This window comes from Natronobiforma cellulositropha (assembly GCF_025629245.1).
Lineage (GTDB): Archaea > Halobacteriota > Halobacteria > Halobacteriales > Natrialbaceae > Natronobiforma > Natronobiforma cellulositropha.
The window spans coordinates 1-23,490 of record NZ_JANZXN010000058.1 but is presented as its reverse complement, the minus strand read 5'-3'; the positions used below and the strand labels follow the sequence as shown (position 1 = coordinate 23,490).

The window sequence follows — 23,490 nt, the reverse complement described above, 5'->3', positions numbered from 1 at the left end:
GTGGTGAGGATCGGTTCTGACGTTAGAGCATCTCGAACACTCCGAGACGGGAGTCTCGTAAGCTCGAGCGTCTTACAGACGCTCGAACAGCGAGACGACGTCGTTGAAGCCGACGCTGCCGTTGCCCGAGAAGTCGAAGTACTCGACGTTCGACTGGACGACGTCGCCGTTGTGCTCTTCGAAGAACGTCACGACGTCGTTGAAGCCGAGGTTACCGTCGCCGGTGATGTCCTCGTAGAGACCGTCACCGGTGAGGTCCTGGGCGTCGTTGCCGTCACCGTTGACGTCGAGACCGGATGGGTCGTCACCGTTGCCGCTCCCAGGCGTCTCCGCACCGGGGATCAGGTCGTCTTTGTACTCCTCGAGGACGTCCTTGATGTAGCCGCCCATGTGGGCGTCGTAGTCGCCGTCGTCGACGCCGAGGAGGTCCCACTCACAGGGGAGATCTTCACAGTACTCCGGAATGGGGTCTTCGTACGGGTTGTCGTAGGGTTCGTCCGGTGCGTCCTCGGGGAGGAACGGCCGGGAGAACATCGCGGGGAGCCACGTCGGGTGAGCACACCACGCCGTCCAGCTGATGGCGTCGCTCGACTCGAGGAAGTCCATGAACGGTTCGCCGAACTCGGAGGTCGTCCCCGCGAGGTACTGGGCGGTATCGTGGCCGTGGTCGACCACGTTGAGGTCGTCCCAACCGAACTCGGTGACGAACAGGGGGAACTCCTCGTAGACGTGGTTGACACCCTCGCCGTTCGGGCCAGGACCGGCCCAGTCGTCGGTTCCGCTCACCGTGTGACCGGGGTAGATGTGGTAGGCGTAGGCGAGGTTTTCACCCTCGTACGGTTCGACGAGTGCACCTTCCGGACTCTGCGTCCAGCTCGGCGAGCCGATGATCACGATGTTGTCGGCGTGCTCGCGGATGGTGTCGACCCACGGCTGGGAGAACTCCTTCCACTCGAGCCAGATGTTCGTCCAGTTGTCGTGTTCGCCGCCGTCTGGCGTACCCCAGATTCCGGGCGTCGTTGGCTCGTTGTAGACCTCGTAGAGGACGTGTGACTGATCTGCGTATCTGGGGGCGACGATGTCCCAGAACATGTCGACCTCCTCGAACAGGGCGTCCTGGTACTGAGGGTCGTCCCAGTCGCCAGTCCAGCCGTCGCCGCCGGTCCAGTGGCGGTGGAAGTCGACGATGGCGTAGACGCCGCGCTGGCGACACTGCTCGATGACTGGGTCGAGGTGCGTCTCCAGGTACTCGAGCAGTTCCGCCTCGGTGAAGGCGATCGGATCGGATGGGCCGGCGATGTGGCCGGGCATCAGTTCGGCGATGTCCTGTGGCTGGACGGGGATACGGATCACGCGCGGGTACCAGCCCTCGTCCTGGTCGGTCAGCATGTCGACCGCCTGCTCTGCGGTCTTGCCCATCGCCGCCGCCTCGGTGTTCATCCGCTTCGGGTCGGCGATGTTCAGCCCGCGCAGTTTGACCGTGTTCCCGTCCTCGTCTTTGACGAGGTTGCCGTCGACGTGGAGCCACGGCGTCGAGATCTGGGGTTCGGCCGCGGCGGTGGTGCTCGCCGAGACGCCGAGTGCCAACGCACCGGCCCCGACACCCGCGGCTTTCAAAAAGTCACGACGGGACGCCTCGCCGACGTCGAACCGGTCGCTCGTAGACTGTGCTCCTCGTTCGGATGTCGTCCTCTGTCTCATGGTTAGTTGAAACACTCACTGGGAGTGCTAGTCGTGTACATCCCGGAGTGTGCCGAGTTCGTTCGACACTCCTCCGGAGAAATCATGACCCTGTACACACCTTAGCTTAGTTTAACATCTACATGAATTTTTCGTAAAGGTATCGAACAATATGTGGGTTGGCGAACACTCGAGCGAGTCTCGAACTCACTGAAATCACGTCTCAACCGACAGCCACACCAGCACGAGTGGTCGCCGGCGCTCGAGACGACTCACACCCACATCGAAACCCTTACTCCCGGCAAGTGAGTGCGTTCGGGCATGACTGAGCGGACGACAGCGGTCGACGCCGAGGAGGTGCGCCACGTCGCATCACTCGCCCGGGTCGACCTCGCAGACGACGAAGTCGGCCGATTCGCCGAGCAGTTCGAGGACATCCTCACCTACTTCGAGCGACTCGACGAGGTCCCGGAAGTCGACCACGACGCCGACCTGACGAACGTGATGCGTCCCGACGAACCACGCGAGTGCCTCGAGACCGACGCCGCACTCGAGAACGCCGCCGACACCGAAGACGGGTTCTTCAAGGGCCCGAACGTCTCCTGAGATGTCGGTAAACGCCTTCATCACCGAGACGGAACTCGAGGGGACCGACGAGGGACCACTCTCGGGTCGGACGGTCGCCGTCAAGGACAACATCTCGACGGCGGGCGTCCGCACGACCTGCGGGTCGAAGATGCTCGCCGAGTACGTTCCACCGTACGACGCGACGGTCGTCGAGCGCCTCAAGGCGGCCGGTGCGACCATCGTCGGCAAGACCAACATGGACGAGTTCGGCATGGGGACGACGACCGAGACCTCCCACTTCGGTTCGACGGACAACCCCGCCGCCCCCGGCCACGTCCCCGGTGGCTCCTCGGGTGGCTCCGCCGCCGCCGTCGCCGCCGGCGAGGCCGACCTCGCGCTCGGCTCCGACACCGGCGGCTCGATCCGCTGTCCCGCCGCCTTCTGCGGCGTCGTCGGCATCAAGCCAACCTACGGTCTCGTCTCCCGCTACGGTCTCGTCGCCTACGGCAACAGCCTCGAGCAGATCGGCCCGTTCGCGCAGACGGTCGAGGACGCCGCCGCGCTGCTCGACGTGATCGCCGGTCCCGACGAGCGCGACGCGACCACGCGCGAGGCACCCGACGGCGAGGGAACCTACGCCGACGCCGCCGACGGCGACGTCGACGGTCTCTCGGTCGGCATCCCCACCGAACTGCTAGAGGGTGCCGACCAGGGCGTCATCGACGCCTTCGAGGAGACGGTCGAGACGCTCGAGAGCGCGGGCGCGACTACCCGCGAGGTCTGCCTCCCCTCGGTCGGCCACGCCGTCTCCGCCTACTACGTGATCGCGATGTCCGAAGCCTCCTCGAACCTCGCACGCTTCGACGGCGTCCGCTACGGCCACTCGAGCGACGCGGGCGGCAACTGGAACGACGCGTTCGGCCGGACCCGCGCGGAGGGCTTCGGCGACGAGGTCAAACGCCGCATCCTCCTGGGCACCTACGCGCTCTCGGCTGGCTACCACGACAAGTACTACAAGAAGGCACAGGACGCCCGTGCGTGGGTCACCCGGGACTTCGACGAGGCGTTCGACGAGGTGGACGTCCTCGCCTCGCCGACGATGCCCGTCCCGCCGTTCGAACTCGGCGAGAGTCTCGACGATCCGTTACAACTCTACCTCGCCGACGCCAACACCGTTCCGGTCAATCTGGCGAACCTCCCCGCCATCTCCGTGCCCGCCGGCGAGACGAACGGACTCCCGGTCGGGGTGCAGTTCATCGGTCCGGCGTTCGGCGAACGGCGGATTGTTCGCACGGCGAGTGCGCTCTGAGCGTCAGGCCCCGCGACTGTCAATTACACACAACTATATATATTGAGAAGTCGTAGCGCTGAGTAATCGGAGACTGTCACCGGAGAGTGAGTACGATTCCAATGAAGATTGCACAGAACCACACGGTCGAATTCGACGAGTTCACGCGCGCGTGTGACCTCGTCGAGGAGTACTTCGGCGAGACCATCGACGACGTCGCCCTCCACGCACCCGTCTCGAGACGCCAGCTCGTCGCCGTCCTCGCCCGCGCACAGCTGTCGGGTCGACAGCTCGCCCTCGATGGACTCACAGACCAGGGAGAGATCGTCTACCAGTCGAACGACGAGACGCTCCTCTGGCTCGATGGGGACTTCTGGCACGACATGCGCGGACTACACCACCTGAAGCCGGACGAGGGGCGGGCCGCCCGCGAGGTCCACCGACGGCTCATCGAGGCCATCGACGGCGACGTTCCGTACTACAATCGCGAACGCGATCCGTTCGTCCTCGTCGAACGCCGAAGCGCGTAGCTCCTCACAGACGTACTGCCAGTAAAACCGTCCCGAACCCGCCCGCGTCTTACTCCTGGTACGCCAGGTTCATGATCCACTGCGAGAAGGCGTCGCTGTTCGGGTCGACTTCTTCTTCGCCGATGAACGGCGAGAGCATGTCACCGGCCATCAACAGCGTGAAATCGAGGTCGCGAGCGGTCGGCGTGATGTGGTAGGTGTTGTGCCCGTCGTAGACGGTCTCTTCGCGCTCGACCAGGTTCTTCTCGACGAGCGACTCGACGATACGACTCCCCTTCCTCGAGGAGACGTCGAGTTCCTTCCAGAAGTCGCTCTGGTGGATACCGCCCGTCTCGCGGACGAGTTCGAGTCCGGCGTACTCGTCGTCCGAGAGCCCCGCTTCGGCCTCGGCTACACTCACGGCGACCACCATCGATCCGTACCCAGCGCTCGCGCCATACCTGCGTCCATACGTCCGTATGGTACCGCGTTGCGCATAAATGTGCCTTTCGCCGTCCGGCCACGGGCGTCGACACGCGCCCCACCGACTGTCGACGGCTGTCACAACGGACCGACGTCGACGAACTCGTACGGCGTCCGACACGGTGGCCCGTCCGCGAAGGCGTACGTCGTCTCGGTGCCGACGGCGAGCAGCGACGACGAACGCGTCCCGAAGCCGTCGCCGTGGACACAGACGCCGTAGTCGTGATCGCCGAGGACGCTCGCCGCCCGCTCGAGCCACGCGTCACTCCCGCCGCCCGACTCCCGGACGGTATCGGCCGCCCCGGTGAGTGCATTTCGCACACGCCTCGCGTTCTCGGCCTGGGCCCGGGCCACCTCCGCGCGAGCCGACGGCACCGAGAACCGGTCGTCGAAGCCGACGTTGACGACCACGTGTACGCCCGGGTCGAACGCCGTCCGCTCGAGCGTGCCGTCCCAGACCAGCGCGTAAGCGTCCGTCGCGTCGGCGAGCACGAGCACGAACCCCTCGTACTCGAACGCGCTCGTCGTCGCCGTGACCGTCTCGAGCGCCTCGTCTGCGGAGCGACTCGAGAGGGCGTCCCCGACGAGCAACCCCCGCGAGCGCTCACCGGCGAGGTCCGCGTCGGTCCAGAAGTTCGTAATACCGACGAAGAGACCAGACTCGTTCACGCCGATCCAGGTCCCGCCCGCGCGGGCGTCGCTCGGGGCAATCACGCGCGGGGACGTTCGGTACACCGCCGGTGGCTCGGAGGGGCGCTCGAGCGATTCGTCGCGGTTCGCACCGACGACGACCGGTGTCTCGGGGAAGACCTGCCAGGCGAGAGCGAGCGTGCACACACCGGCACAGTCGCCCGCTGGACGGATATAGGGTCGGTTGTCCGCCATTGCGCCCTCGACCGCGATCCACCGCCTGCGATCGGTCGGTACATCGGTACAACCGACCCTATAAGTCACCGCGCTGTCGTTACTCGTCGCCGACGGGTTCACCCGCCGACTCGAGCCGAGTGCGAACCGCCTCGCGGTCGACCGTCCCCGAGTGCGTCCGCGGCACCTCGCTGGCGAACCCGACCGTCTTCGGACACTTGAACCCCGCGAGGCGCTCACGGCAGTGCTCGAGAACGTGCCCGGTCGACGGCCCCTCGCTCGCACCGGTGACGAGCAGCGCGCCGACGCGCTCACCCCACTCCGGATCTGCGAGGCCGACGACGGCGGCCGACCGAACCTGTGGGTGAGACTCGAGTACGGCCGCGACCTCGTCGGGGTCGACGTTCTCGCCGCCGGTGACGATCCGGTCGGTTCGCCGCCCGCACATCCAGAGGCGTCCGTGCTCGTCGCGGTAGCCGACGTCGCCGGTGTGAAAGCCCCACTCGCTGAACGCCGCGTCGGTCACCTCGTCGTCGAGGTAGCCCGGCGTGACCGTCGGTCCCGACACCACGAGTTCGCCGCGCTCACCCGGGCCGACGGGTGCGTAGCCATCCCTCCGTTCGGCGAGGATCGAGACGGTCGTACAGACGAGTGGCTGGCCCACCGTGCCCGGCGTCTCGGCCACCTGCGCCGGCGTTGCGGTCGCTACCTGCGAGGCCGTCTCGGTCATTCCGAACGTCGGGTGGACGGGGACGCCCGCCTCGAGCGCGCGCTCGAGCACGTCCACCGAGGCGGGCGCACCACCGAGGAGGACGAACCGGAGCGGGGGTTCGGGTTCCCAGCCGGTCTCGAGCAGGCGCTCGAGCATCGTCGGCACGAGCGAGACGCCGGTGCAGTCGGTTCGGGCGAGCGCCCGCGCGGTCTCCACAGGGTCGAACTCGCGCTGGATCACCGCCGTCGTCCCGTAGAGCGTCGAGCGGACGACCGGCGCGAGGCCACCGACGTGGTACATCGGCAGGGGGCTGAGCCACCGGTCGCCGGGGAGCACGCCCAGACGGAGCGCCGACGCGCTCGCGCTCGCGAGCAGGTTCCGCGGCGTGAGTCGGACCCCTTTCGGCTCGCTCGAGGTCCCCGAGGTGAAGACGACGAGATGCGATCGGTCGAGGTCGACTTCGGGCGGGTTACGGCGGCCGGACGGACGGTCTTCGCCGCCAACAGAAGACAGGCCGTGGACCTCGTCGCTCACCGGGGCGTCGAGCGAGAGGATCGGACAGGGCGCAACCTCGAGCGCCAGCGCCTCCGTCTCGGTCCCGCAGACGAGCAGTTCGGGGCTCGTCCGCTCGAGTTTCGCCCGGAGTTCGGCGGCCGTCTCGCGGGTGTGGAGGAGGACGGTCTCGAGACCACAGCGCTCGCCGGCGAAGAGCGAGGCGGCGTACTCGACGCGCGTCTCGAGGAGCACGGCGATGCGGGACGGGGTGTCGTCACCGGTTGGATCGGATGCGGGACGCGTCCGCGTCGCCTCGAACGCGTCGGCGAGTTGCCACGCGAGGGCGTCGAAGTCGCGGTAGGTCCACGTCTCGCCGGTGTCGGCGTCGACGAGCGCCGTCCGCTCGGGGGTGGTCTGCGCGCGGTGGGTGAGCAGATCCGTCGTCGGCCACTCGAACGAGCCGGCGGGTCCCCCGCTCACGCCTCCCACACTCCCGAGACGCCGCTGCCTTTGGTCTGGGGGACGACCGCCGCACCGCGTTCGAACGGGACGGGGTCGCGGCCGAGGTCCGAGGCCAGCAGGTCGGCGGTCGCGATGCCACAGGCGGTGACCTCGGGAATCGCCGCCGCGAGGTGGACCGTCCCCGTCCGGGCGACGACGCCGTCGATGGTCGTCGTCACGATCGGTTCGACACCGAGTTCGCGCGCCCACATCGCGAGTTCGAGACCGACGTCGATCCCGCCGAGTGCCATCGGCTTCACGACGACGGCGTCGGCACACTGGGCGTTACAGATCGCGTCGATGCCGTGTGAGAGCACCCCCTCGTCGAGCGCGATGGCGACGCCGCGCCCGCGCAACTCGGCGTGACCCTCGAGCGCCTCCGCGGGAAGCGGCTGTTCGACGACCGAGACGTCAGCCTCGGCGAATCCCTCGACGGCGCGTTCGGCCTCCTCGTACGTCCACGCGCCGTTGGCGTCGACGCGTACCTCCACGTCCGGGCCGACGGCGGTTCGGACCGCTCGGACCCGCTCGAGGTCCGCCTCGACGCTGCGGACGCCCGCTTTGAGCTTACAGACGGAGAACCCACGGCCGACCGCGGCCGTCGCCGCGGCAGCCGTCTCTTCGGGCGAGCCATCCCCGACGGTCGCGTTCGCGGGGACCCGTGCGACGCGTTCGTCCGCGCCGAGTTGTTGGTACAGCGGCCACGAGGACCGAACCGCCTCGAGGTCGAGAATCGCGAGCGAGAGACCACACCGGGCGGCCGAGGTCTCGTCGACCGCCTCGACCAGCGCGCGGACGCCGTCCTCGCGGGTCGCCCCGTCGTCTACGTCGGCGAGTGCTCGCTCCGCGCGCTCGAGTGCGCGTTCACACGCCTCGAGCGACTCCGTCCAGCCGGGAAGCGGCGTCGCCTCGCCGTAGCCGACCGCCGTCCCGTCCGTGATGCGGACGAGAAACCCCTCTCGCGAGTCGATCGTCCCGTGGGCCGTCTCGAGTGGCTGGCGGAGCGGGAGCGAGAAGCGCCGATAGGCGACCTCGAGCGGCGCGTCCATCTCCTCGCGTTCCGGGTGACAGTCGTGGTCACGGCCCATCAGAGCACCACCCCGAGCGCGAAGGCGAGCGCGTAGGCCGCCAGCAGCTTTCCGGTCTGCTCGAGCGCGGGGTTGAGCGCCTCGCCGTCGGTCCGCGTCAGGACGGTCTTCGCGACGAGCGCCGCGTAGGGCAGGGTGAGCAGCGGGAGGAGAACTGTGGGGGAGAAGTCCCAGACCAGCAGGAACCAGGGCGGCACCGCGTAGGCCAGTGTGAGTAAGGTCAGGAACTCGAGCCTGCTCGCGCGGTAGCCGAGTCGCACCGCGAGGGTGCGTTTGCCCGTCTCGGCGTCGGTCTCGCGGTCGCGGACGTTGTTCACGACGAGGATAGCCGTCGCCAGCGCGGCGATGGGGAGGCTCGCGACGAACGCCTCGGGGGTGACCGTTCCCGGCGGAATCGTCGTCGTGAGCGGCTCGACCTGTGCGGCCGCCTGGACGTAGAAGGTGCCCATCACGGCGACGATGCCGAAGAAGACGAAGACGAAGAGATCACCCAGACCGTGGTAGCCCAGCGGGTAGGGTCCGCCGGTGTAAGCCCACCCGCACAGCACGCTCACCAGACCGATCACCAGGATGGGCAGCCCGCCGACGTAGACGAGATAGGTGCCCGAGACGATGGCGAGTCCAAAGGTCACCACCGTCGCGCGCTTGACGCGCTCGGGCGCGATGATCCCCGCCTGGGTGACCCGGGTGAATCCCTCGCGGTCGTCGGTGTCCGCGCCCTTCTTCGCGTCGTAGTAGTCGTTCGCGAAGTTCGTCCCCACCTGGATCAGCGCCGCTCCCACGAACGCCATCAGCGCTGGCAGCGGCGCGAACACCCCCTCGGAGAACGCGAGCGCCGTCCCGACGACGACCGGCGCGGCCGCTGCGGGCAGCGTCTGCGGACGGGCGGCCATCACCCACGCCCTCGCCTGGGAGACCTCGACCGTGCTGGTACTCATTGCTCGAGTGTCCCACTCGAGAGAGTGTTAACGTTGGCATCTCGGGCGTGGCCGACTCACAGGTAGTCGAGGAGTACCTCGACGGCCGCATCGATCGGTTCGGTTCGAATGCGACAGACGTAGTCGGTGACGAAGTCGGGGTGAAGTGAGGCGAGTGCGTGCGGGACGATCGAACTCGTTCTCGGGGCTCGACGGTGGCAATAATCGTCCTCCTCGAGTGGGATGCGGTGTTCGTACCACGTCTGCGTCGTCAGCCCCATCACGATGTACTGTTCGCCGTCGAATGGATGGTGCTCGTTGTTGACGACGAGCCACGGCCGCGTCGCCTCGTCAGCAGCCTTGAACGGGTCCGACGCCAGCACGACGTGGCCCCGCTCGAGTTCGTCGAACAGTGGGACTGGCTCCGTCACTGGTCCGTGCTCTCCGCCCCTGCCTCGAGCCACTGCGCACGGTCTTCGTCTCCGAGACGCTCGTCGAGAACCGCCGTCGTCGACTGCAGAGCGAACGCCTCTCGAACGTGCGCTGGATCGCCGATCGCCCAGTATGGCTCTTTGTGTCGGACGAGATTGCGCGACCGAAGCCGGGTGAGAACCGGCGGTACCGAGTTCTCGTTGACGCCAGTTGCGGCGGCGATTTCGGTCGCCTTGAACGCTTTGTCTTGGTTTTCGGCGAGAAACCGAACGATCTTCTCGGCGTTCGTTCCGCTCTGTTCCGGTGCGTCGTATTCGTCGAACGAGTCGATACTGATCGGCATCCTGGTCACCTCGCTGGAGATACCACCTCACGCGGTATAATTGTACGGTGTATGGTGTACGTAATGCACAGTGTATGATGTATGCAACGTATGGTCTATGGTGTACGAAATGTGTGAGGTAGCATACAGTGTCTGCACGTACGACGCACCCTCCGTGTCCTCGATACGCCGCGGGCTATGGCTCGCCCGACGTGTCCCCCGCTCGTCGCGTCAGTAGTGCCAGGGGTACTCGGAGAAGTCCGGGTCGCGCTTCTCGACGAAGGCGTCTCTGCCCTCTCTGGCCTCGTCGGTCATGTAGCCCAGACGGGTCGCCTCGCCCGCGAACACCTGCTGGCCGACGAAGCCGTCGTCGGCCATGTTGAAGCCGTACTTCAGCATCCGCATCGCCGTCGGACTCTTCGAGTTGATCCGCTCGCCCCACTCGAGGGCCGTCTCCTCTAACTCCTCGTGCGGGACGACTTCGTTGACCATCCCCATCTCGGCGGCGTCCTTCGCGCTGTAGGTCTTCCCGAGGAAGAACACCTCTCGAGCCTTCTTCTGGCCGATCTGGCGGGCGAGGTAGGCCGAGCCGAAGCCCGCGTCGTAGCTCGCGACGTCGGGGTCGGTCTGGAGGAATTTCGCGTGCGCTTCGCTCGCGAGGGTGAGGTCACAGACGACGTGCAGCGAGTGGCCGCCGCCGACGGCCCAGCCGGGGACGACGCAGACGACGACCTTCGGAATGTGACGGATGAGGCGCTGGACCTCGAGAATGTGGAGGCGGCCCGCCTCCGAGGCGTTCGCCTCGTCGCCGTCGTACTCGTAGCCGTCGTCGCCGCGGATCGTCTGATCGCCGCCGGAGCAGAACGCCCAGCCGCCGTCTTTGGGTGATGGGCCGTTGCCCGTCAGGAGCACACAGCCGACGTCGGTCTGGCGCTTGGCGTGGGCGAGCGCGTCGTACAGTTCGTCGACCGTCCGGGGCCGGAAGGCGTTGCGGACGGCGGGGCGGTCGAAGGCGATGCGGACGGTGCCGGAGTCGACCGCCCGGTGGTAGGTGACGTCTTCGGCGTCGAAACCGTCGACCGGTTCCCAGCGCGTCTCGTCGAACAGCTCAGAGACCATGTCTCGAGGTCGGTGTGTCGGCGTCAAATAGGTTCCCGTGACGGAGTGGTCCCGTTGGTGTCGCTCGAGTCCGCTCAGTCGTACTCGTAGAAGCCCGCGCCGCTCTTGACGCCGAGGTCGCCCGCCTCGACTTTCCGCCGGAGCAAGTAGGCGGGGGTGTAGCGGTCGCCGAGTTCACGCGCCAGCGTCTCCGAGGCGTGGAGACAGACGTCGAGACCGATGTGATCGGCCAGCCTGAGCGGTCCCATCGGGACGTTGGTCCCGAGTTCCATCCCGCGGTCGATGTCCTCGCGACTCGCCACGCCCTCGTCGTAGGCGCGGATGCCCTCGTTGAGCCAGGGCATGAGGATGCGGTTCGTGACGAAGCCCGGCTTGTCGTCGCTCTCCCAGGTCGTCTTGCCGAGCGCCTCCGCGAACGCGTCGGCCCCGCGCACCGCCGCCTCGCTCGTGTGTTCGCCGACGACGAGTTCGACGCCCTCCATGAGCGGGACGGGGTTCATGAAGTGGACACCGACGACGCGTTCGGGCGTCTCCGTCGCCGCCGCAATCGAGGTGATCGAGAGCGTGCTCGTGTTCGTCCCGAGGAGGACGTCCGCGCCGACGAGTCCGTCGAGGCGCTCGAACACCTCGCGTTTGACCGAGAGGTCCTCGACCACCGCCTCGACCACCAGGTCGCAGTCGGCCAGGTCCGCGAGGTCGGTCGTCCCCTCGAGTCGGTCCCGGACCTCGTCGGGGGTCACCTCGAGTCGGTCGCGTGCGGCCAATCGCTCGAGGCTGTCGTCGATCGTCTCGAAGCCGCGCTCGAGGAACGCCTCCTCGACGTCGTGGACGGTTACCTCGAAGCCGGCCGTGGCGGCGACCTGTGCGATGCCCGCGCCCATGGTGCCCGCGCCGACGACGCCGACGCGCGTCACGTCCGCGCCGGTACGGAGTGTGCTCATAGCCAGGGGTTCGTCAGGAGTCGTGGTAAGTGTAGGGCCGTGCTGTATGTGGTGGTCTGACACCCCGTCGGTCAACCGGCCCACGCTGGCGAGGTGGGCGGACGCGCAAGCACCCTCGTCGTCGGTTCTCTCGAGGGGCGACTCGGGTCGGACGCGAGCGGGTAGCCGTCGTCACCGACAGTCTCTCGAGGGGGAACGTTCAAGACGGCGGAGTTAGAGGTACAACTAACTCGGTGAGTGGTGTGAGCAAGGAAGATGTCGTCGAAGAAACAGGGTCGGGTGCCAGGATCGACGAGCGCGAACGCGAGGCGCTCGAGGAGGCGTGCGTCGATCCGACGGCCGTCGCCGCCAAACGCACCTCCTACCGGATGTTGCTCGACGCCGGTGTCGACGACGCGGTTGCGGACGCGCTCCGCCGTCGGTTCTCGCTCCCGTGGTCGTTCGAGACCGACGGCGACTTAGACCGGCGCTCGAGCGAGGTCCGGGGGTTGGGCGAGGCCGAACGCGCGTGGGTCGCCGCCAGCGCCGACGAGGACTGGCAGGCGTTCGAGAGCGCCCGTACGCGTGCGACCGAGACCGAACGCGAGGAGACTGTCGAACGGCCCTGGCCCCGGCCGACGCCGCTGACGGCCGTGACGGGCGTCAGCCCCGAGAACGCCGAACGCCTCCGCGAGGCGGGCATCAACTCCGCCGAGCGACTCGCGACGGTCCACGCCGGAGAGGTCGCCGCCGTCCTCGAGTTGAACGTCCTCCACGTGCGGACCTGGCGGCACAACGCGAGAGAACTCGTGGGCGACTGACGAGCGCTCTAAAATATAATACGTACTCGGTTTCAGAATCCAGTCACACGAGAGAAACGGACTGTTGTGCCCACCAGATCGAGGGATTTACTACTCGAGGAAGTATTGTTCATCTGGTAGGAACGGCACAAATAAGTAGCCCGCTGTTGGAGGGTCGACCGGATGCTTCCAATCGACGACTCCCCGATCGTCCGCGACGGCAAGGCAGTGATTCTCGCCATGGACCACGGCTTAGAACACGGTCCGGTCGACTTCGAGTCGGTCCCGGAGCGTCTCGACCCGGCGACCGTCTTCGAGACGGCGACGCACGACGCCGTCACCGCGATGGCCGTCCAGAAGGGGATCGCCGAGGGCTACTACCCGAGTTACGAAGACGAGGTCAACTTACTCGTCAAACTCAACGGCACCTCGAACCTCTGGATGGGCGAACCCGACAGTCCGGTCAACTGCTCGGTCGACTACGCCGTCGAACTCGGTGCCGACGCCGTCGGCTTCACGATCTACAGCGGGTCGAACCACGAAGTCGAGATGTTCGAGGAGTTCCGCGAGGTCCAGGAGCGAGCCCGCGAGTACGACATTCCCGTCGTCCTGTGGTCCTACCCGCGCGGGCAGGGACTCAAGAACGACACCAAGCCGGGAACGATCGCCTACGCCACCCGCATCGCCCTCGAACTCGGCGCGGACATCGCGAAGGTGAAATATCCCGGCTCTCCCGAGGCGATGGCCCACGCCTGCCGGGCCGCAGGCGACATGAAGGTCGTCATGAGCGGCGGCTCGAAACAGGGCGACGAGGCGTTCCTCTCGACGGTCGAATCGGCGACCCGTGCAGGCTGTTGCGGGCTCGCCGTCGGCCGAAACGTCTGGCAGCGCGACGACCCGGGGCACATCCTCGACGCCCTCGAGTCGGTCATCTACGACGAACAGCCCGCGGCGACCGCACTCGAGACGGCGAGTACGGCCGCTGACGACCGTCCCGACGCCCCGGTCGAGGGATGAGCGGAGCGATGCGAGCGTTCGACGGCGGTCTCGAGCACCCGCTGGATGCGATCGTCGAGGCGGTCTGTGCGAGTGCCGTCACGATCCGCTCAGGACTCGTCGGTCGGCGTGGCCGCGCCGACGAGGAGAACCCGAGTGGCGAGCACCAGCTCGAGGCCGACGTCTGGGCCGACGACCTCCTCGAGAGGCGGCTGACGGCGATCGACGGCGTCGGCGAGTACGCCAGCGAAGAACGCGGCGACGTCGTCTCCTGTGGCGGCGGTTCGGACGCGCGCGGTCTCTCGGTCGCCGTCGACCCGCTCGACGGCTCGTCGAACCTCGCTTCGAACAATCCCGTCGGAACGGTCGTCGGCGTCTACGACGCCCCGCTGCCCGCTCGAGGGCGCGACCTGGTCGCCGCCGCCTACGTCTGTTACGGACCCGTGACGACGATGGTGCTCGCCACCGAGTCGGGCGTCTCCGAGTACGAACTCGTCGACGGTGGGGCGCGACTGCTCCGCGAAGACGTCCGTCTCCCCGCAGAGCCGACCGTCTACGGCGTCGGCGGGCGCGTCCCCGACTGGCCTGCGGACGTTCGCGCCGTCGTCCGTGACGTCGAATCCCGGCTCAAGCGCCGCTACGGCGGCGCGATGGTCGCCGACGTCAACCAGGTTCTCACCTACGGCGGCCTGTTCGCCTACCCCGGCCTGCGCTCGAGACCCGAAGGAAAGCTCCGCGTCCAGTTCGAGGCGAATCCGATCGGCTACGTGATCGAACGTGCAGGCGGCGCGAGTACCGACGGCGAGCGCTCGTTGCTCGCAGTCGAGCCAACCGAACTCCACCAGCGGACGCCGGTCTACGTCGGCACCGACGAGTTGATCGACGAGGTCGAGTCTACGCTCGCCTAGACGCCGTCCACCGGACGTAGACGAGAATGCCGACGAGCAAGAGCACGTAGAACAGCGCTCGCGGCCACGTCCTCGCGAGGAAGAGCCAGGTGAGGACGGCGACCCACAGCCCGACCGCGACCAGGTCGGTGGCGACTCGTCGGACGAACCGCCCGGTGCGTCGGAGCCGGCTCGCCCCCCTCTCGGCCGGTTCGCCCCGGCGGCTATCGGACTCGGGCCGTCGGCTGTCGGACTCACGACCTCGGTCGGCCGGGCCGTCGCCTGCAGCCTCGGCCGCCGTCACCACCTCCGTGCTGTCGCCGTACTCCTCGCCCCCGCTCGAGTCGTGTCGGCCGTACCGTCGACGTTCGTGGTTCGGTGGTCCCATTCGAGTCAGAAGTGATAGCCGTACTCGTTCGTGAGGTGATACGCCGCAATTCCCCAGACGAAGTTCTGGCCGGGCCACCAGGTTCGGGCGTTGTTGAATCCCGCGACCAACAGCCCCTCGTCGGGCGCTTCCGGGTCCGGACAGTAGGCGACGGAGCCGCTGTCACCGTCTGTCAGGTCGCGTTCGTCCCCCCACCGTAGCTGGCCGCGCCGGCAGAACCGGTCGGTGAAACACGTGACAGCATCGATGCCGCTGATCTGCCCCGTCGAGTGGCCGGTCTGTGACCCCATCTTCTCGAGCGGGACGCCGCGGGCGGCCAGGTCCGCGAGACCGAACCGGGTGAACTGTCCGACCACTCTCGAGGGGGTTGCGTCCTGAATCTCGCTGGCCGGTTCGACTACCCCGGCCGGTTCGACGGCGACGACGTCCGCGACGCGGTGGGCGTGACGGACGGTGCCGAGTTCGAGCGGCCGCGCGTGCTCGAGCGAGAGCGCGAGCGACGAGGAACTCGAGACCGCGCCGCCGTAGGCGTGTTCGGCCGTCGCGAAGTACGCTCGCTGCTCCGTGGGCTGATAGAGCGCCGGTGCGAGCGTCGCGAAGCCGGTCTCGGTCTCACACTGGACGCCGCCGGGAACGCGCCCGTCGGCGACGTTCCTGGCGAAGCGAGGGTCGTAGCCGCCGCGCCCGTCGTCGAGTTCCTCGATGTCGTCTTCGATCGCCGCGACGTCGAAGGAGAAGTCGCCGAACAGCCGTCTGAGTGTGGCGTGTACCTGATCGAGGTCCTCGGCCGACACCTCGACGGAGATGGTCGCGGTTGCGCGGTCGTAGGACCCGGGCGTCACGGCACTGGCCAGATAGCCCGTGACGCCGACGCGAGCGAGGCGTTCGTGGAGGGCGAACGCCCGCGAGACACGTGCGTACCAGTCGGCCGGCACCGCCGTCGTCCGTTCGGTGAGCGACCACGGATCGTCCGGGTCGGTTCGGACGAGTGCGGTGACGACCGGAACCTCGCCGTCGTCGACCCCCAGAAAGTCCTCGACGCCGAGGAGGTGCGCCATGCCGAACCCGTAGCCCGACGCCGCGACCGTCCGGAGGAAGTCGCGACGATCCATCCCGCCTGCGAGTCGCTCGCGAAGGGTGGCCAACCGATGGACGAGACGCTCACGTTCGCTTCCCATGGTGCCAGTAGAGACCCGTACGTACGCGCGACACCACGTTAGCTAATCTTCACGTACAGCGACCCCGTCGGCCACACTAGCCGCCCTTACTCGACCGTTGGGTCGGCGAACAGCACTCGAGCGCTCGAGTACTTAAGACGTGGCCGAGTTAACCCGGACGCTTCTCACCACCGGGTACACAGGTTCAGTTGTCTCCGTGCTGGTGACCACGGAGGCACGACTCACTCCCACGCGACGTCCCCGCGTCTCTGTGGACCCTCCTCAACCTGCTTTCGCGGTGGCTGGCGGCAGTCTTCCACCGCGCTTTCGACGATACGACACACCACAGTACTCACTCGAGAGCGACGCGACCGCGGAAAACGGCTATCTTCTTTAGGCGAGAGAATCCCGTCGTTTACGAGGGGCGTGAATCGCCGTACGAATGATTTACGTGTTCGGTGGCTGTATTGGGTGCTGACCGACGCGGCACGTCCGCGCCTGTGCTGAGACAATCGACAATATCGGAGTTCCGACCCGACTCTCGCGGGTATCCCCCGCATGATAGGCGAGGATACCGACGGAAAACAAGCCAGATAACTCCGAATCCGTTGCAGGATAGGAGTAACGGCCGTGTGGCCCGGCCAGCACCCCGTCGGGTGGTAAACCATAACTCTCCCAACTCTGCAAGCCTTCGCTTGTGGGAAGCCCCGGCGTTTACGCCAGGGAGGAGGTCACCCCGCGCCCCATCACACACCCACTATGGACGTCAGGATCGCCGCCGACGCGACCGAAGAGGAGGCCGCCGCCATCGCCACCGCCCTCGCAGAACACCTCGAGCGGCCGGTTTCGGTGTTCGTCGGCCCTGCGGACGAACCCACAGCCACGCGTGAAGGCGGCCCGCGTGACGCAGATGGGGGTGAGTCGCACTCGAGAGGACCGCCCCAGGACGACGACCGCGGCCCGACGGCCCGCGAGCGAACCCTGCGCGAAGAGATCGCGGACATTCGCCGCGGCGGGCCCGAGGAGTACCGCGAGCGCCAGGAGGCTGCGGGAAAGTTATTCGTCAGGGACCGCCTCGCGCTCTGGTTCGGTGCGGAGAGCGCCGACGGCGACGGCATCCACTTCGAAGACGGGACGTTCGCGAACTTCGACGCCTGGCACCCCGACGGGGCGGCGTCCGAGGGAGCGGACGAGGGTGATCGCCTCCCCGCCGACGGCATGGTGACCGGGGCGGCGACCTTCGAGGGCAGAGACGTGCACGTGATGGCCAACGACTTCACCGTCAAGGCCGGGTCGATGGCCGAACGCGGCGTCGAGAAGTTCCTCAGACTCCAGCAGCGGGCGCTGAAGAGCGCCAAGCCGGTCCTCTACCTGATGGACTCCTCCGGCGGCCGGATCGACGAACAGACCGGCTTCTTCGCCAACCGGGAAGGCATCGGCAAGTACTACTACAACCACTCGATGCTCTCCGGGCGCGTCCCACAGATCTGCGTCCTCTACGGTCCCTGTATCGCAGGCGCGGCCTACACGCCCGTCTTCGCCGACTTCACGATCATGGTCGAGGGGACCGCCGCGATGGCCATCGCCTCCCCGCGGATGGTCGAGATGGTCACCGGCGAGCGCATCGACATGCAAGAACTCGGCGGTGCGGCCGTCCACGCCCGCGAATCCGGCTCTGCAGACCTCGTCGCCCGCGACGAAGACCACGCCCGCGACCTCGTCGCCCGCCTCGTCACCTTCCTCCCAGACAACGCCGACGAGCGCCCGCCGATGGGCGAGTCCCGCCCACCCGCCGCCTCACCCGACGGCATCGACGCCGTGATTCCCGACCGCCCGAACGAACCCTACGACGTCCACGACCTCCTCGAGCGCCTCGTCGACGAGGGGTCGCTGCTCGAGTTGCGCCCGGAGTACGGCGCCGAAATCGTCACCGCGTTCGCGCGCATCGACGGGCGGCCGGTCGCCGTCGTGGCGAACCAGCCAGCACACCGCGCGGGCGCGATCTTCCCCGACGCCGCCGAGAAGGCCGCGGAGTTCGTCTGGACCGCCGATGCGTTCAACGTGCCACTCCTCTACTGCTGTGATACGCCGGGGTTCATGGCTGGCTCGCAGGTCGAGAGAGACGGCATCTTGGAGAAGGGCAAGAAGCTGATCTACGCGACCTCGAGTGCGACGGTGCCGACGCAGACCGTCGTCGTGCGCAAGGCCTACGGCGCGGGCATCTACGCGATGGGCGGTCCCGCCTACGACCCCGAGAGCGTCCTCGGCCTTCCCTCGGGCGAGATCGGTATCATGGGTCCCGAGGCAGCGATCAACGCCGTCTACGCCCGCAAACTCGCCGAGATCGACGACGAGGACGAGCGCGCCCGCGTCGCCGAGGAGTTGCGCGAAGAGTACCGCGCGGACATCGACATCCACCGGATGGCGAGCGAGGTCGTCATCGACGAACTGATCGCGCCGAGTCGTCTCCGCGAGGAACTCGCCGCGCGCTTTTCCTTCTACGCCGACGTGGAGAAAGACCTCCCGCGGAAGAAACACGGCACCGTGCTCTGAGTCCGCGGCCGATTTCCGGGTTCCCCGGCAGTAATCGATTCCTTACTCCGCTCTCGTCCGCTGTAGGCAGTTCCTACACCAGTGGGGTCCGGCTCACGAGTGGCATAACAATAGCCACGTCGCTGGAACTCGCGCTCGACGCTCGCGTGGTGGACACCCCGTCCGCTCGGTTCGACTCCGAGAGAGCGCCCTATGAGTTCCGATAGCGTACAGGAGTTCGGTCTCCGACACCGGTTCGACCTGGAGGTCGGCGAGCTCGAGCGCGCGCTCTGGGTGCTGGTGGCGCTCTCGCTCGTCGGCGACGTGGTGACGACGTTCGTGGGTCTCCACATCGGTCTCGCGGAGGCAAATCCGATCGCTCGCGGAGCGATCGAAGGCTACGGCCTGGCTGGCATGCTCGTCTTGAAGGCCGGTGCGGTCGGTGTCGCGCTCGTCTGTCGCTCGCTGCTACCCGAAGAGTACACCCCCATCGTTCCCGCAGGACTCGCCCTGCCCTGGCTCGCCGCCGTCTTCATCAACCTCTACATGATCTCGCTGGCGCTGTGAACAGATCACGCCGAAGCGGCGTCTTTTTTCTGTCAGCGACCAATGCCAGCAAATGGACACGACGAACGCAGACGACCTCGAGTGGGAGGAGACTCAGCGCGGCGACGTCGAGTTCCGCCGAAAGCGCCTGGCCGAAGACGGCCGTGCGATCGGGAGTAGTCTCTACGAAGTCCCGCCGGGGAAGCGCTCCTGGCCGTATCACTACCACACGGCGAACGAAGAGGCACTCTTCGTCCTCGCCGGGGAGGGGTACCTGCGAACAGCCGACGGTGACCTCCCGCTCGAGACCGGCGACTTCGTGAGCATCCCCGCAGGCGAGGCGGGCGCACACCAGGTCGTCAACGACGGCGAGGTCCCGCTGCGATATCTGCTGCATTCGACGATGATCGACCCCGACGTCACCGTCTACCCCGACACCGAGACGTTCGGCGTCTTCGTCGGCGCAGCGCCGGGCGGGCGCGGCGACCGAGACCTCCACGGATTCTACCGGATCGACGGGCGAACGTCCTACTGGGACGAGGAGTGAGTAGCCCACCTCTCCCACACAACTCAGTCCTCGAAGCGAACCTCGAGCGCCGGCTCACTGGTCTCCCACTCGGCGCTCGAGACGCTGTAGCGATAGCAGTCGACCGGACCGTCCGCGAGTCTGATCCAGTTCCGTAACCGTCCGTCTCGCCCACCGCCGTGTGCGCCGGTGTACCCCTCGATGGCGCTGATCGACGCCTCGTTCTCGACGCCCACGAGCGCGGCCACCAACTCGAGGTCGAGCCGGTCGAACGCCAGCCTCATACACGCCCTGGCGCGCTCGCCCGAGTAGCCGCGACCCCAGAAGCGCGAGCGAAGCCAGCAGCCGAGGGTCATCGTCTGCCGTTCCCAGTCGACCTCGAAGCCAGCCATCCCCGCGAGGTCGCCCGCGCCGTCTTCGCCTTCGCGCGGCCGAATCACGTACGTCCCGACCTCGCCTCGCTCGCGCGCGGTGACCATCTCGTCGACGAACTCGAGCGTCTCTCGCGGATGGCGGTGTGGCTCCCACTCGACGAACCGGGTAACGTCGTCGATGTCGGGGTCCGACGAACAGATCTCGTAGAGGTCCAGCACGTCGACCGTCGAGCGCTCGAGCGACTCGAGGCGCAAGCGCTCGGTCTCGATTACTCGCGGAAACAGCTCGCGCATACGAGCCTCGACGGACCGGGAGTGAAAAGGTCTGACTGTGGTGTGTGATACGTTCGCAATCGTGGAGTGTGTAGTCACTCCCTCTCGAGCGCACGCCGCCAGCCACGCACGTCCTCGAGTACCGCCTCCCACTGGGCGTGTGACCCCGGAACCGCCTCACCCTGTGCGCGCGAAACCCGGTCGTCGACCAGCGCCCGGACCTCGCCCGGGTGCTCGACGTTCCAGAAGCGGAGTGGCTCGTCGCCGCCCGCCGTCTCGACGGTGATCGTGCCGTAGCCGAGCGCCCTCGCGAGGGCGTGCTGGCGGGTCGCGGTGTTCTGGACCCGCTCGAGTGCGAGCGCCCTGACGCGCACCCCGACGACGCCGGAGCGGACGTAGAGGGCGTCGGTCGTCACGACGAAGGCGACGCGGTCGACGGCGAGCCAGCCCCAGACGGCGGTCGGGACGGCGAGTAGCGCCACCAGCGACGCGAGAATCGGTATCCCGTCGACGACGAGCGCGAGCACACCCGCCAGCACACCGACGACGCCGAGAGCGAGCCACGGGTAGGCCGTCTGGATCCTCGGGCCGCCGATCCAGCGAACCGACTCGCCCGTCGCGAGCGGGAGCCACACCGGTGGCCCCTCCTCGCTGTCGTCGCTCCGGCCACCACCATCGGTCCGCCCAGCAGGCTCCGCGTCACTCATCGCTGCGCAGGTGGTGTGTGGGGTCGCTCGAGCGGTCGCCACCCGACGGCCGCGTGCCGGTCTCGCTCTCGACGGAATCGCGAATCGCGCGCAACTCGAGGAGAATCTCTTCGAGGACGTCGTCGGTGTCGCCACCCTCGTCGTCGCGGCCGCGGGCGGTGCGGTCGCTGATCAACTGGTGGACGGCCCGTGGCTCCGGCACCGACGCGAACTCGAGTTCGACGCCCGCGCTGCCCGCCGTCGAAATCTCGACGGTACCGTAGCCGAAGTGCGCGCCGAAGGCGCTCTGGCTGTAGGAGATGTTCTGGACCTTCTCGAATTCGACGCGTTTGACGTCCCGCGAGAGGATGCCGCTCTTGCGGTAGAGCGCCCGGTCGGTGACCACGTAGTGGGTGTTCGTCACCCGGAGGTACTCTCCGAGCATGATGACGAACCCGATCAAGATGATCGCCAGCGGGATGCTGATGACGAGCGTGGGAATCAGTGTCCGCCGGTCCGGCCCGCCGGACCAGAGGACCGACTCACCGCCCTCGAGCGAGAGCCACTCGAGGTCTTCTGACGCGGTGTCGCCGCCGGGTGCGTCGCTCATCGACTCCCACCCGTGTCGCCGCCCTCGCGCGATCGCTTCCTCGAGAGGACCGTCCGATCGAACGCACACACCAGCTCGTCGTCTTGGTTGAACACCTCCTGGTGGATCGTGACGACGCCACGTTCGCCGTCGCTCGTCTCGCGTTTTTCCGTCACGGTCGAGGTCGCGCGAATCGTATCACCGTGAAACACCGGCGTCGGGTGTTCGACGCCGTCGTAGCCGAGGTTCGCGACGATCGTTCCATCGGTCGTCTCGGGAATCGAGAGCCCCACGGCGAGCGACATCGTGTAGAGGCCGTTGACCACTCGAGCGCCGAACTCGCTTTCGGCGGCGAACGGCTCGTCTAAGTGGATCGGCTGGGCGTTCATCGTCAGATCACAGAAGCGCTGGTTGTCGCTCTCGGTGATCGTCCGCCGACGCGGATGCTCGAGTGTCTCACCGACGGCGAACTCCTCGTAGTAGAGACCGGCCATGACTACGTTCACTCACGCCAAGAATAAAAAACGAATCGGGAACGCGACCCGGGTGAAGACGGCCGACGGCGTTCAGGTACGGTCGTCGCCGATCAGGTCGTCGTCATCGTCGTCGTCACTCAGAAGTCCCTCGTCATCATCGTCGTCACCGATCAGGTCGTCGTCGTCATCGTCGCCCAGGATGCGTCCGTCGTCATCGTCACCGATCAGGTCGTCGTCATCGTCACCGATCAGGTCGTCGTCATCGTCGTCGATGAGTCCACTGTCGTCGTCACCCATCCGGCCCTGGCCCTCGTGTGTCCCCCGGTCGTCCTCCTCGAGCCGGCCGTGGCCCTCCGATCCCATCCCAGTGTCGTCGTCCTCGAGTATCCCGCTGTCGTCACCCATATCGCGACCGCCCATCCCGGTGTCGTCACCCATCTCTGTGCCCCTGTCTGTGTCGCCCGTGGTGCGACTGTCGCCAGCAGTCGTCGTCCCACCCTCGGCGCTGCTCTCGAGGTCCGCCTTCAGGTGGACGTGGTCGTCGGTCACGTGGTCGACGGCGTGCTCCTGAAGCGGGTAGGCCTCCTCGTCTGGGCCGCCCCACCCGAGTTTGGCTTTGATCGTGTCCGTCATCCCCGGGTCGGGTTCGACGTGCGCCGTCCCGTGTTCGACCGCCGAAACGATCCCAATCTCGTCCCCTGTCGCGTTCACGACTGTCTTGCCCACGTCGTCGTCTGTGAAGTTCGCGCACATAGCACCAAAAATCACCACTGCCGAACACAAGCCAGTGGTGCTTGCATGGGCAGGAACCGATGGGTGTGCTCGAGGGAGGGAGATTTGAACAATTATTGCTGCAGGTACGCCTGTGGTGGTGATCGCGTTGAACGTCGCTTACTGGCGGTTCCGGGAGTGGAGAGAGGATGTTCTCGTGGGAGAGTACGGGACACCGTACAACCCGCAAGACGACCGGTAGTAACTTATCAACGTCTACCTGAAGGTACTTTTATAACTAAGCAGAAACAATTCACATGCGAGCAGCAATGTCTCGTGAATACTTTCAACATCGAAAATACCATCGCTGAATCGATCCACGTAGACACCACGGAAGACGGAGCAGAACTCCGCTTCGACGGAAACACTCTCGGATTCAAACCATCTTCTAACCGTCGAGGATATTCCATCACCAACGATTGGAACAACCGGCACTTCACGATCGGATTCAATGAAAACTCTGTGCTGTACCACCATCCGTTCTAGTTTAGTGGCTGGCTGAGATGGCGATCACGCCGAAATTGCGTCGAGTCTGACCGCAATCATGCTGAGATGACTGCTGTTCCAGCAAACCAGTCGGTTCTTCGCTATA

Annotated in this window: 26 protein-coding genes; 9 read left to right on the top strand and 17 right to left on the bottom strand. The window is 66.7% G+C overall.

All coding sequences use genetic code 11. From position 1 onward, the window contains the following. Positions 1–72: 72 nt before the first annotated feature. Positions 73–1,701 (bottom strand): glycoside hydrolase family 5 protein, encoded by a 1,629-nt coding sequence (locus N0B15_RS16720; protein ID WP_263020852.1) that lies wholly within the window; start codon positions 1,699–1,701, stop codon positions 73–75. Between the two features lie 300 nt (positions 1,702–2,001). Here N0B15_RS16720 and gatC point away from each other — a divergent pair, with 300 nt between their 5' ends. The 3 genes from gatC (at position 2,002) to N0B15_RS16705 (ending at position 4,065) form a co-directional block, all read left to right on the top strand. After that, positions 2,002–2,286, top strand: coding sequence for an Asp-tRNA(Asn)/Glu-tRNA(Gln) amidotransferase subunit GatC (gene gatC, locus N0B15_RS16715; protein WP_263020851.1), 285 nt, complete (start codon positions 2,002–2,004; stop codon positions 2,284–2,286). A 1-nt stretch (position 2,287) separates the two neighbouring features. After that, positions 2,288–3,556, top strand: coding sequence for an Asp-tRNA(Asn)/Glu-tRNA(Gln) amidotransferase subunit GatA (gene gatA, locus N0B15_RS16710; RefSeq protein ID WP_263020850.1), 1,269 nt, complete (start codon positions 2,288–2,290; stop codon positions 3,554–3,556). Between the two features lie 101 nt (positions 3,557–3,657). After that, positions 3,658–4,065, top strand: a complete 408-nt coding sequence (locus N0B15_RS16705) for a DUF8048 family protein (protein WP_263020849.1) — start codon at positions 3,658–3,660, stop codon at positions 4,063–4,065. 49 nt (positions 4,066–4,114) lie between these two features. Here the strand turns inward: N0B15_RS16705 and N0B15_RS16700 are convergent, their stop codons facing one another. The 9 genes from N0B15_RS16700 to N0B15_RS16660 all read right to left on the bottom strand — a co-directional run bounded on the left by N0B15_RS16700 (position 4,115) and on the right by N0B15_RS16660 (position 11,918). Beyond that, a complete protein-coding gene (locus tag N0B15_RS16700) occupies positions 4,115–4,465 on the bottom strand; it encodes a helix-turn-helix transcriptional regulator (protein ID WP_263020848.1) in 351 nt (116 codons plus the stop codon). Between the two features lie 140 nt (positions 4,466–4,605). After that, positions 4,606–5,364, bottom strand: a complete 759-nt coding sequence (locus tag N0B15_RS16695; protein ID WP_263020847.1) for an NRDE family protein — start codon at positions 5,362–5,364, stop codon at positions 4,606–4,608. Positions 5,365–5,491: 127 nt separating this feature from the next. Beyond that, entirely contained in the window at positions 5,492–7,078 is a 1,587-nt protein-coding gene (locus N0B15_RS16690) for a class I adenylate-forming enzyme family protein (protein ID WP_263020846.1), read from the bottom strand. Further along, positions 7,075–8,187 (bottom strand): mandelate racemase/muconate lactonizing enzyme family protein, encoded by a 1,113-nt coding sequence (locus N0B15_RS16685; protein WP_425494249.1) that lies wholly within the window; start codon positions 8,185–8,187, stop codon positions 7,075–7,077. The genes N0B15_RS16690 and N0B15_RS16685 overlap by 4 nt, the downstream gene beginning before the upstream one ends. Continuing rightward, positions 8,187–9,125, bottom strand: coding sequence for a 1,4-dihydroxy-2-naphthoate polyprenyltransferase (locus tag N0B15_RS16680; RefSeq protein WP_263020845.1), 939 nt, complete (start codon positions 9,123–9,125; stop codon positions 8,187–8,189). The genes N0B15_RS16685 and N0B15_RS16680 overlap by 1 nt, the downstream gene beginning before the upstream one ends. A 56-nt stretch (positions 9,126–9,181) precedes the next feature. Then, on the bottom strand, positions 9,182–9,535 hold the full coding sequence (locus N0B15_RS16675) for a type II toxin-antitoxin system PemK/MazF family toxin (RefSeq protein ID WP_263020844.1): 354 nt from the start codon (positions 9,533–9,535) through the stop codon (positions 9,182–9,184). Further along, positions 9,532–9,879 (bottom strand): TrmB family transcriptional regulator, encoded by a 348-nt coding sequence (locus N0B15_RS16670; RefSeq protein ID WP_263020843.1) that lies wholly within the window; start codon positions 9,877–9,879, stop codon positions 9,532–9,534. The genes N0B15_RS16675 and N0B15_RS16670 overlap by 4 nt, the downstream gene beginning before the upstream one ends. Positions 9,880–10,089: 210 nt before the next feature. Next, the gene (locus N0B15_RS16665; RefSeq protein WP_263020842.1) at positions 10,090–10,977 is read right to left on the bottom strand and encodes a 1,4-dihydroxy-2-naphthoyl-CoA synthase; all 888 of its coding nucleotides are present in this window, start codon (positions 10,975–10,977) and stop codon (positions 10,090–10,092) included. Positions 10,978–11,051: 74 nt separating this feature from the next. Then, complete coding sequence (locus N0B15_RS16660; RefSeq protein WP_263020841.1) at positions 11,052–11,918, bottom strand: 3-hydroxyacyl-CoA dehydrogenase family protein; 867 nt, start codon at positions 11,916–11,918, stop codon at positions 11,052–11,054. A 242-nt stretch (positions 11,919–12,160) separates the two neighbouring features. Here N0B15_RS16660 and N0B15_RS16655 point away from each other — a divergent pair, with 242 nt between their 5' ends. The 3 genes from N0B15_RS16655 to N0B15_RS16645 all read left to right on the top strand — a co-directional run bounded on the left by N0B15_RS16655 (position 12,161) and on the right by N0B15_RS16645 (position 14,601). Continuing rightward, positions 12,161–12,718, top strand: a complete 558-nt coding sequence (locus N0B15_RS16655; protein ID WP_425494248.1) for a DUF7409 domain-containing protein — start codon at positions 12,161–12,163, stop codon at positions 12,716–12,718. Between the two features lie 162 nt (positions 12,719–12,880). Then, positions 12,881–13,714: a class I fructose-bisphosphate aldolase gene (locus N0B15_RS16650; RefSeq protein ID WP_263020839.1), complete on the top strand. Its 834-nt coding sequence runs from the start codon at positions 12,881–12,883 to the stop codon at positions 13,712–13,714. Next, positions 13,711–14,601: a class 1 fructose-bisphosphatase gene (locus N0B15_RS16645; protein WP_263020838.1), complete on the top strand. Its 891-nt coding sequence runs from the start codon at positions 13,711–13,713 to the stop codon at positions 14,599–14,601. Before N0B15_RS16650 ends, N0B15_RS16645 begins: the two co-directional genes overlap by 4 nt. On the opposite strand, the gene N0B15_RS16640 is transcribed toward N0B15_RS16645, so the two are convergent. After that, the gene (locus N0B15_RS16640) at positions 14,588–14,968 is read right to left on the bottom strand and encodes a DUF8119 family protein (RefSeq protein WP_263020837.1); all 381 of its coding nucleotides are present in this window, start codon (positions 14,966–14,968) and stop codon (positions 14,588–14,590) included. The two genes, N0B15_RS16645 and N0B15_RS16640, sit on opposite strands and share 14 nt — an antisense overlap. Before the next feature lie 5 nt (positions 14,969–14,973). Then, a complete protein-coding gene (locus tag N0B15_RS16635) occupies positions 14,974–16,146 on the bottom strand; it encodes a hypothetical protein (protein ID WP_263020836.1) in 1,173 nt (390 codons plus the stop codon). Positions 16,147–16,884: 738 nt separating this feature from the next. Between N0B15_RS16635 and N0B15_RS16630 the strand changes: the two genes are divergently transcribed. The 3 genes from N0B15_RS16630 to N0B15_RS16620 all read left to right on the top strand — a co-directional run bounded on the left by N0B15_RS16630 (position 16,885) and on the right by N0B15_RS16620 (position 19,750). Beyond that, positions 16,885–18,678, top strand: coding sequence for an acyl-CoA carboxylase subunit beta (locus N0B15_RS16630; RefSeq protein ID WP_263020835.1), 1,794 nt, complete (start codon positions 16,885–16,887; stop codon positions 18,676–18,678). A 192-nt stretch (positions 18,679–18,870) separates the two neighbouring features. Beyond that, positions 18,871–19,224 (top strand): DUF5658 family protein, encoded by a 354-nt coding sequence (locus N0B15_RS16625; RefSeq protein WP_263020834.1) that lies wholly within the window; start codon positions 18,871–18,873, stop codon positions 19,222–19,224. 52 nt (positions 19,225–19,276) lie between these two features. After that, entirely contained in the window at positions 19,277–19,750 is a 474-nt protein-coding gene (locus tag N0B15_RS16620; RefSeq protein WP_263020833.1) for a cupin domain-containing protein, read from the top strand. Between the two features lie 23 nt (positions 19,751–19,773). On the opposite strand, the gene N0B15_RS16615 is transcribed toward N0B15_RS16620, so the two are convergent. The 5 genes from N0B15_RS16615 to N0B15_RS16595 all read right to left on the bottom strand — a co-directional run bounded on the left by N0B15_RS16615 (position 19,774) and on the right by N0B15_RS16595 (position 22,838). Further along, positions 19,774–20,388: a GNAT family N-acetyltransferase gene (locus N0B15_RS16615; RefSeq protein ID WP_425494250.1), complete on the bottom strand. Its 615-nt coding sequence runs from the start codon at positions 20,386–20,388 to the stop codon at positions 19,774–19,776. A gap of 83 nt (positions 20,389–20,471) precedes the next feature. Further along, positions 20,472–21,083 (bottom strand): PH domain-containing protein, encoded by a 612-nt coding sequence (locus N0B15_RS16610; protein WP_263020831.1) that lies wholly within the window; start codon positions 21,081–21,083, stop codon positions 20,472–20,474. Beyond that, positions 21,076–21,672 (bottom strand): PH domain-containing protein, encoded by a 597-nt coding sequence (locus tag N0B15_RS16605; protein ID WP_263020830.1) that lies wholly within the window; start codon positions 21,670–21,672, stop codon positions 21,076–21,078. The genes N0B15_RS16610 and N0B15_RS16605 overlap by 8 nt, the downstream gene beginning before the upstream one ends. Further along, the gene (locus tag N0B15_RS16600) at positions 21,669–22,145 is read right to left on the bottom strand and encodes a MaoC family dehydratase (RefSeq protein WP_263020829.1); all 477 of its coding nucleotides are present in this window, start codon (positions 22,143–22,145) and stop codon (positions 21,669–21,671) included. Before N0B15_RS16600 ends, N0B15_RS16605 begins: the two co-directional genes overlap by 4 nt. Before the next feature lie 72 nt (positions 22,146–22,217). Further along, the gene (locus tag N0B15_RS16595) at positions 22,218–22,838 is read right to left on the bottom strand and encodes a hypothetical protein (RefSeq protein WP_425494247.1); all 621 of its coding nucleotides are present in this window, start codon (positions 22,836–22,838) and stop codon (positions 22,218–22,220) included. Positions 22,839–23,490 lie beyond the last annotated feature (652 nt).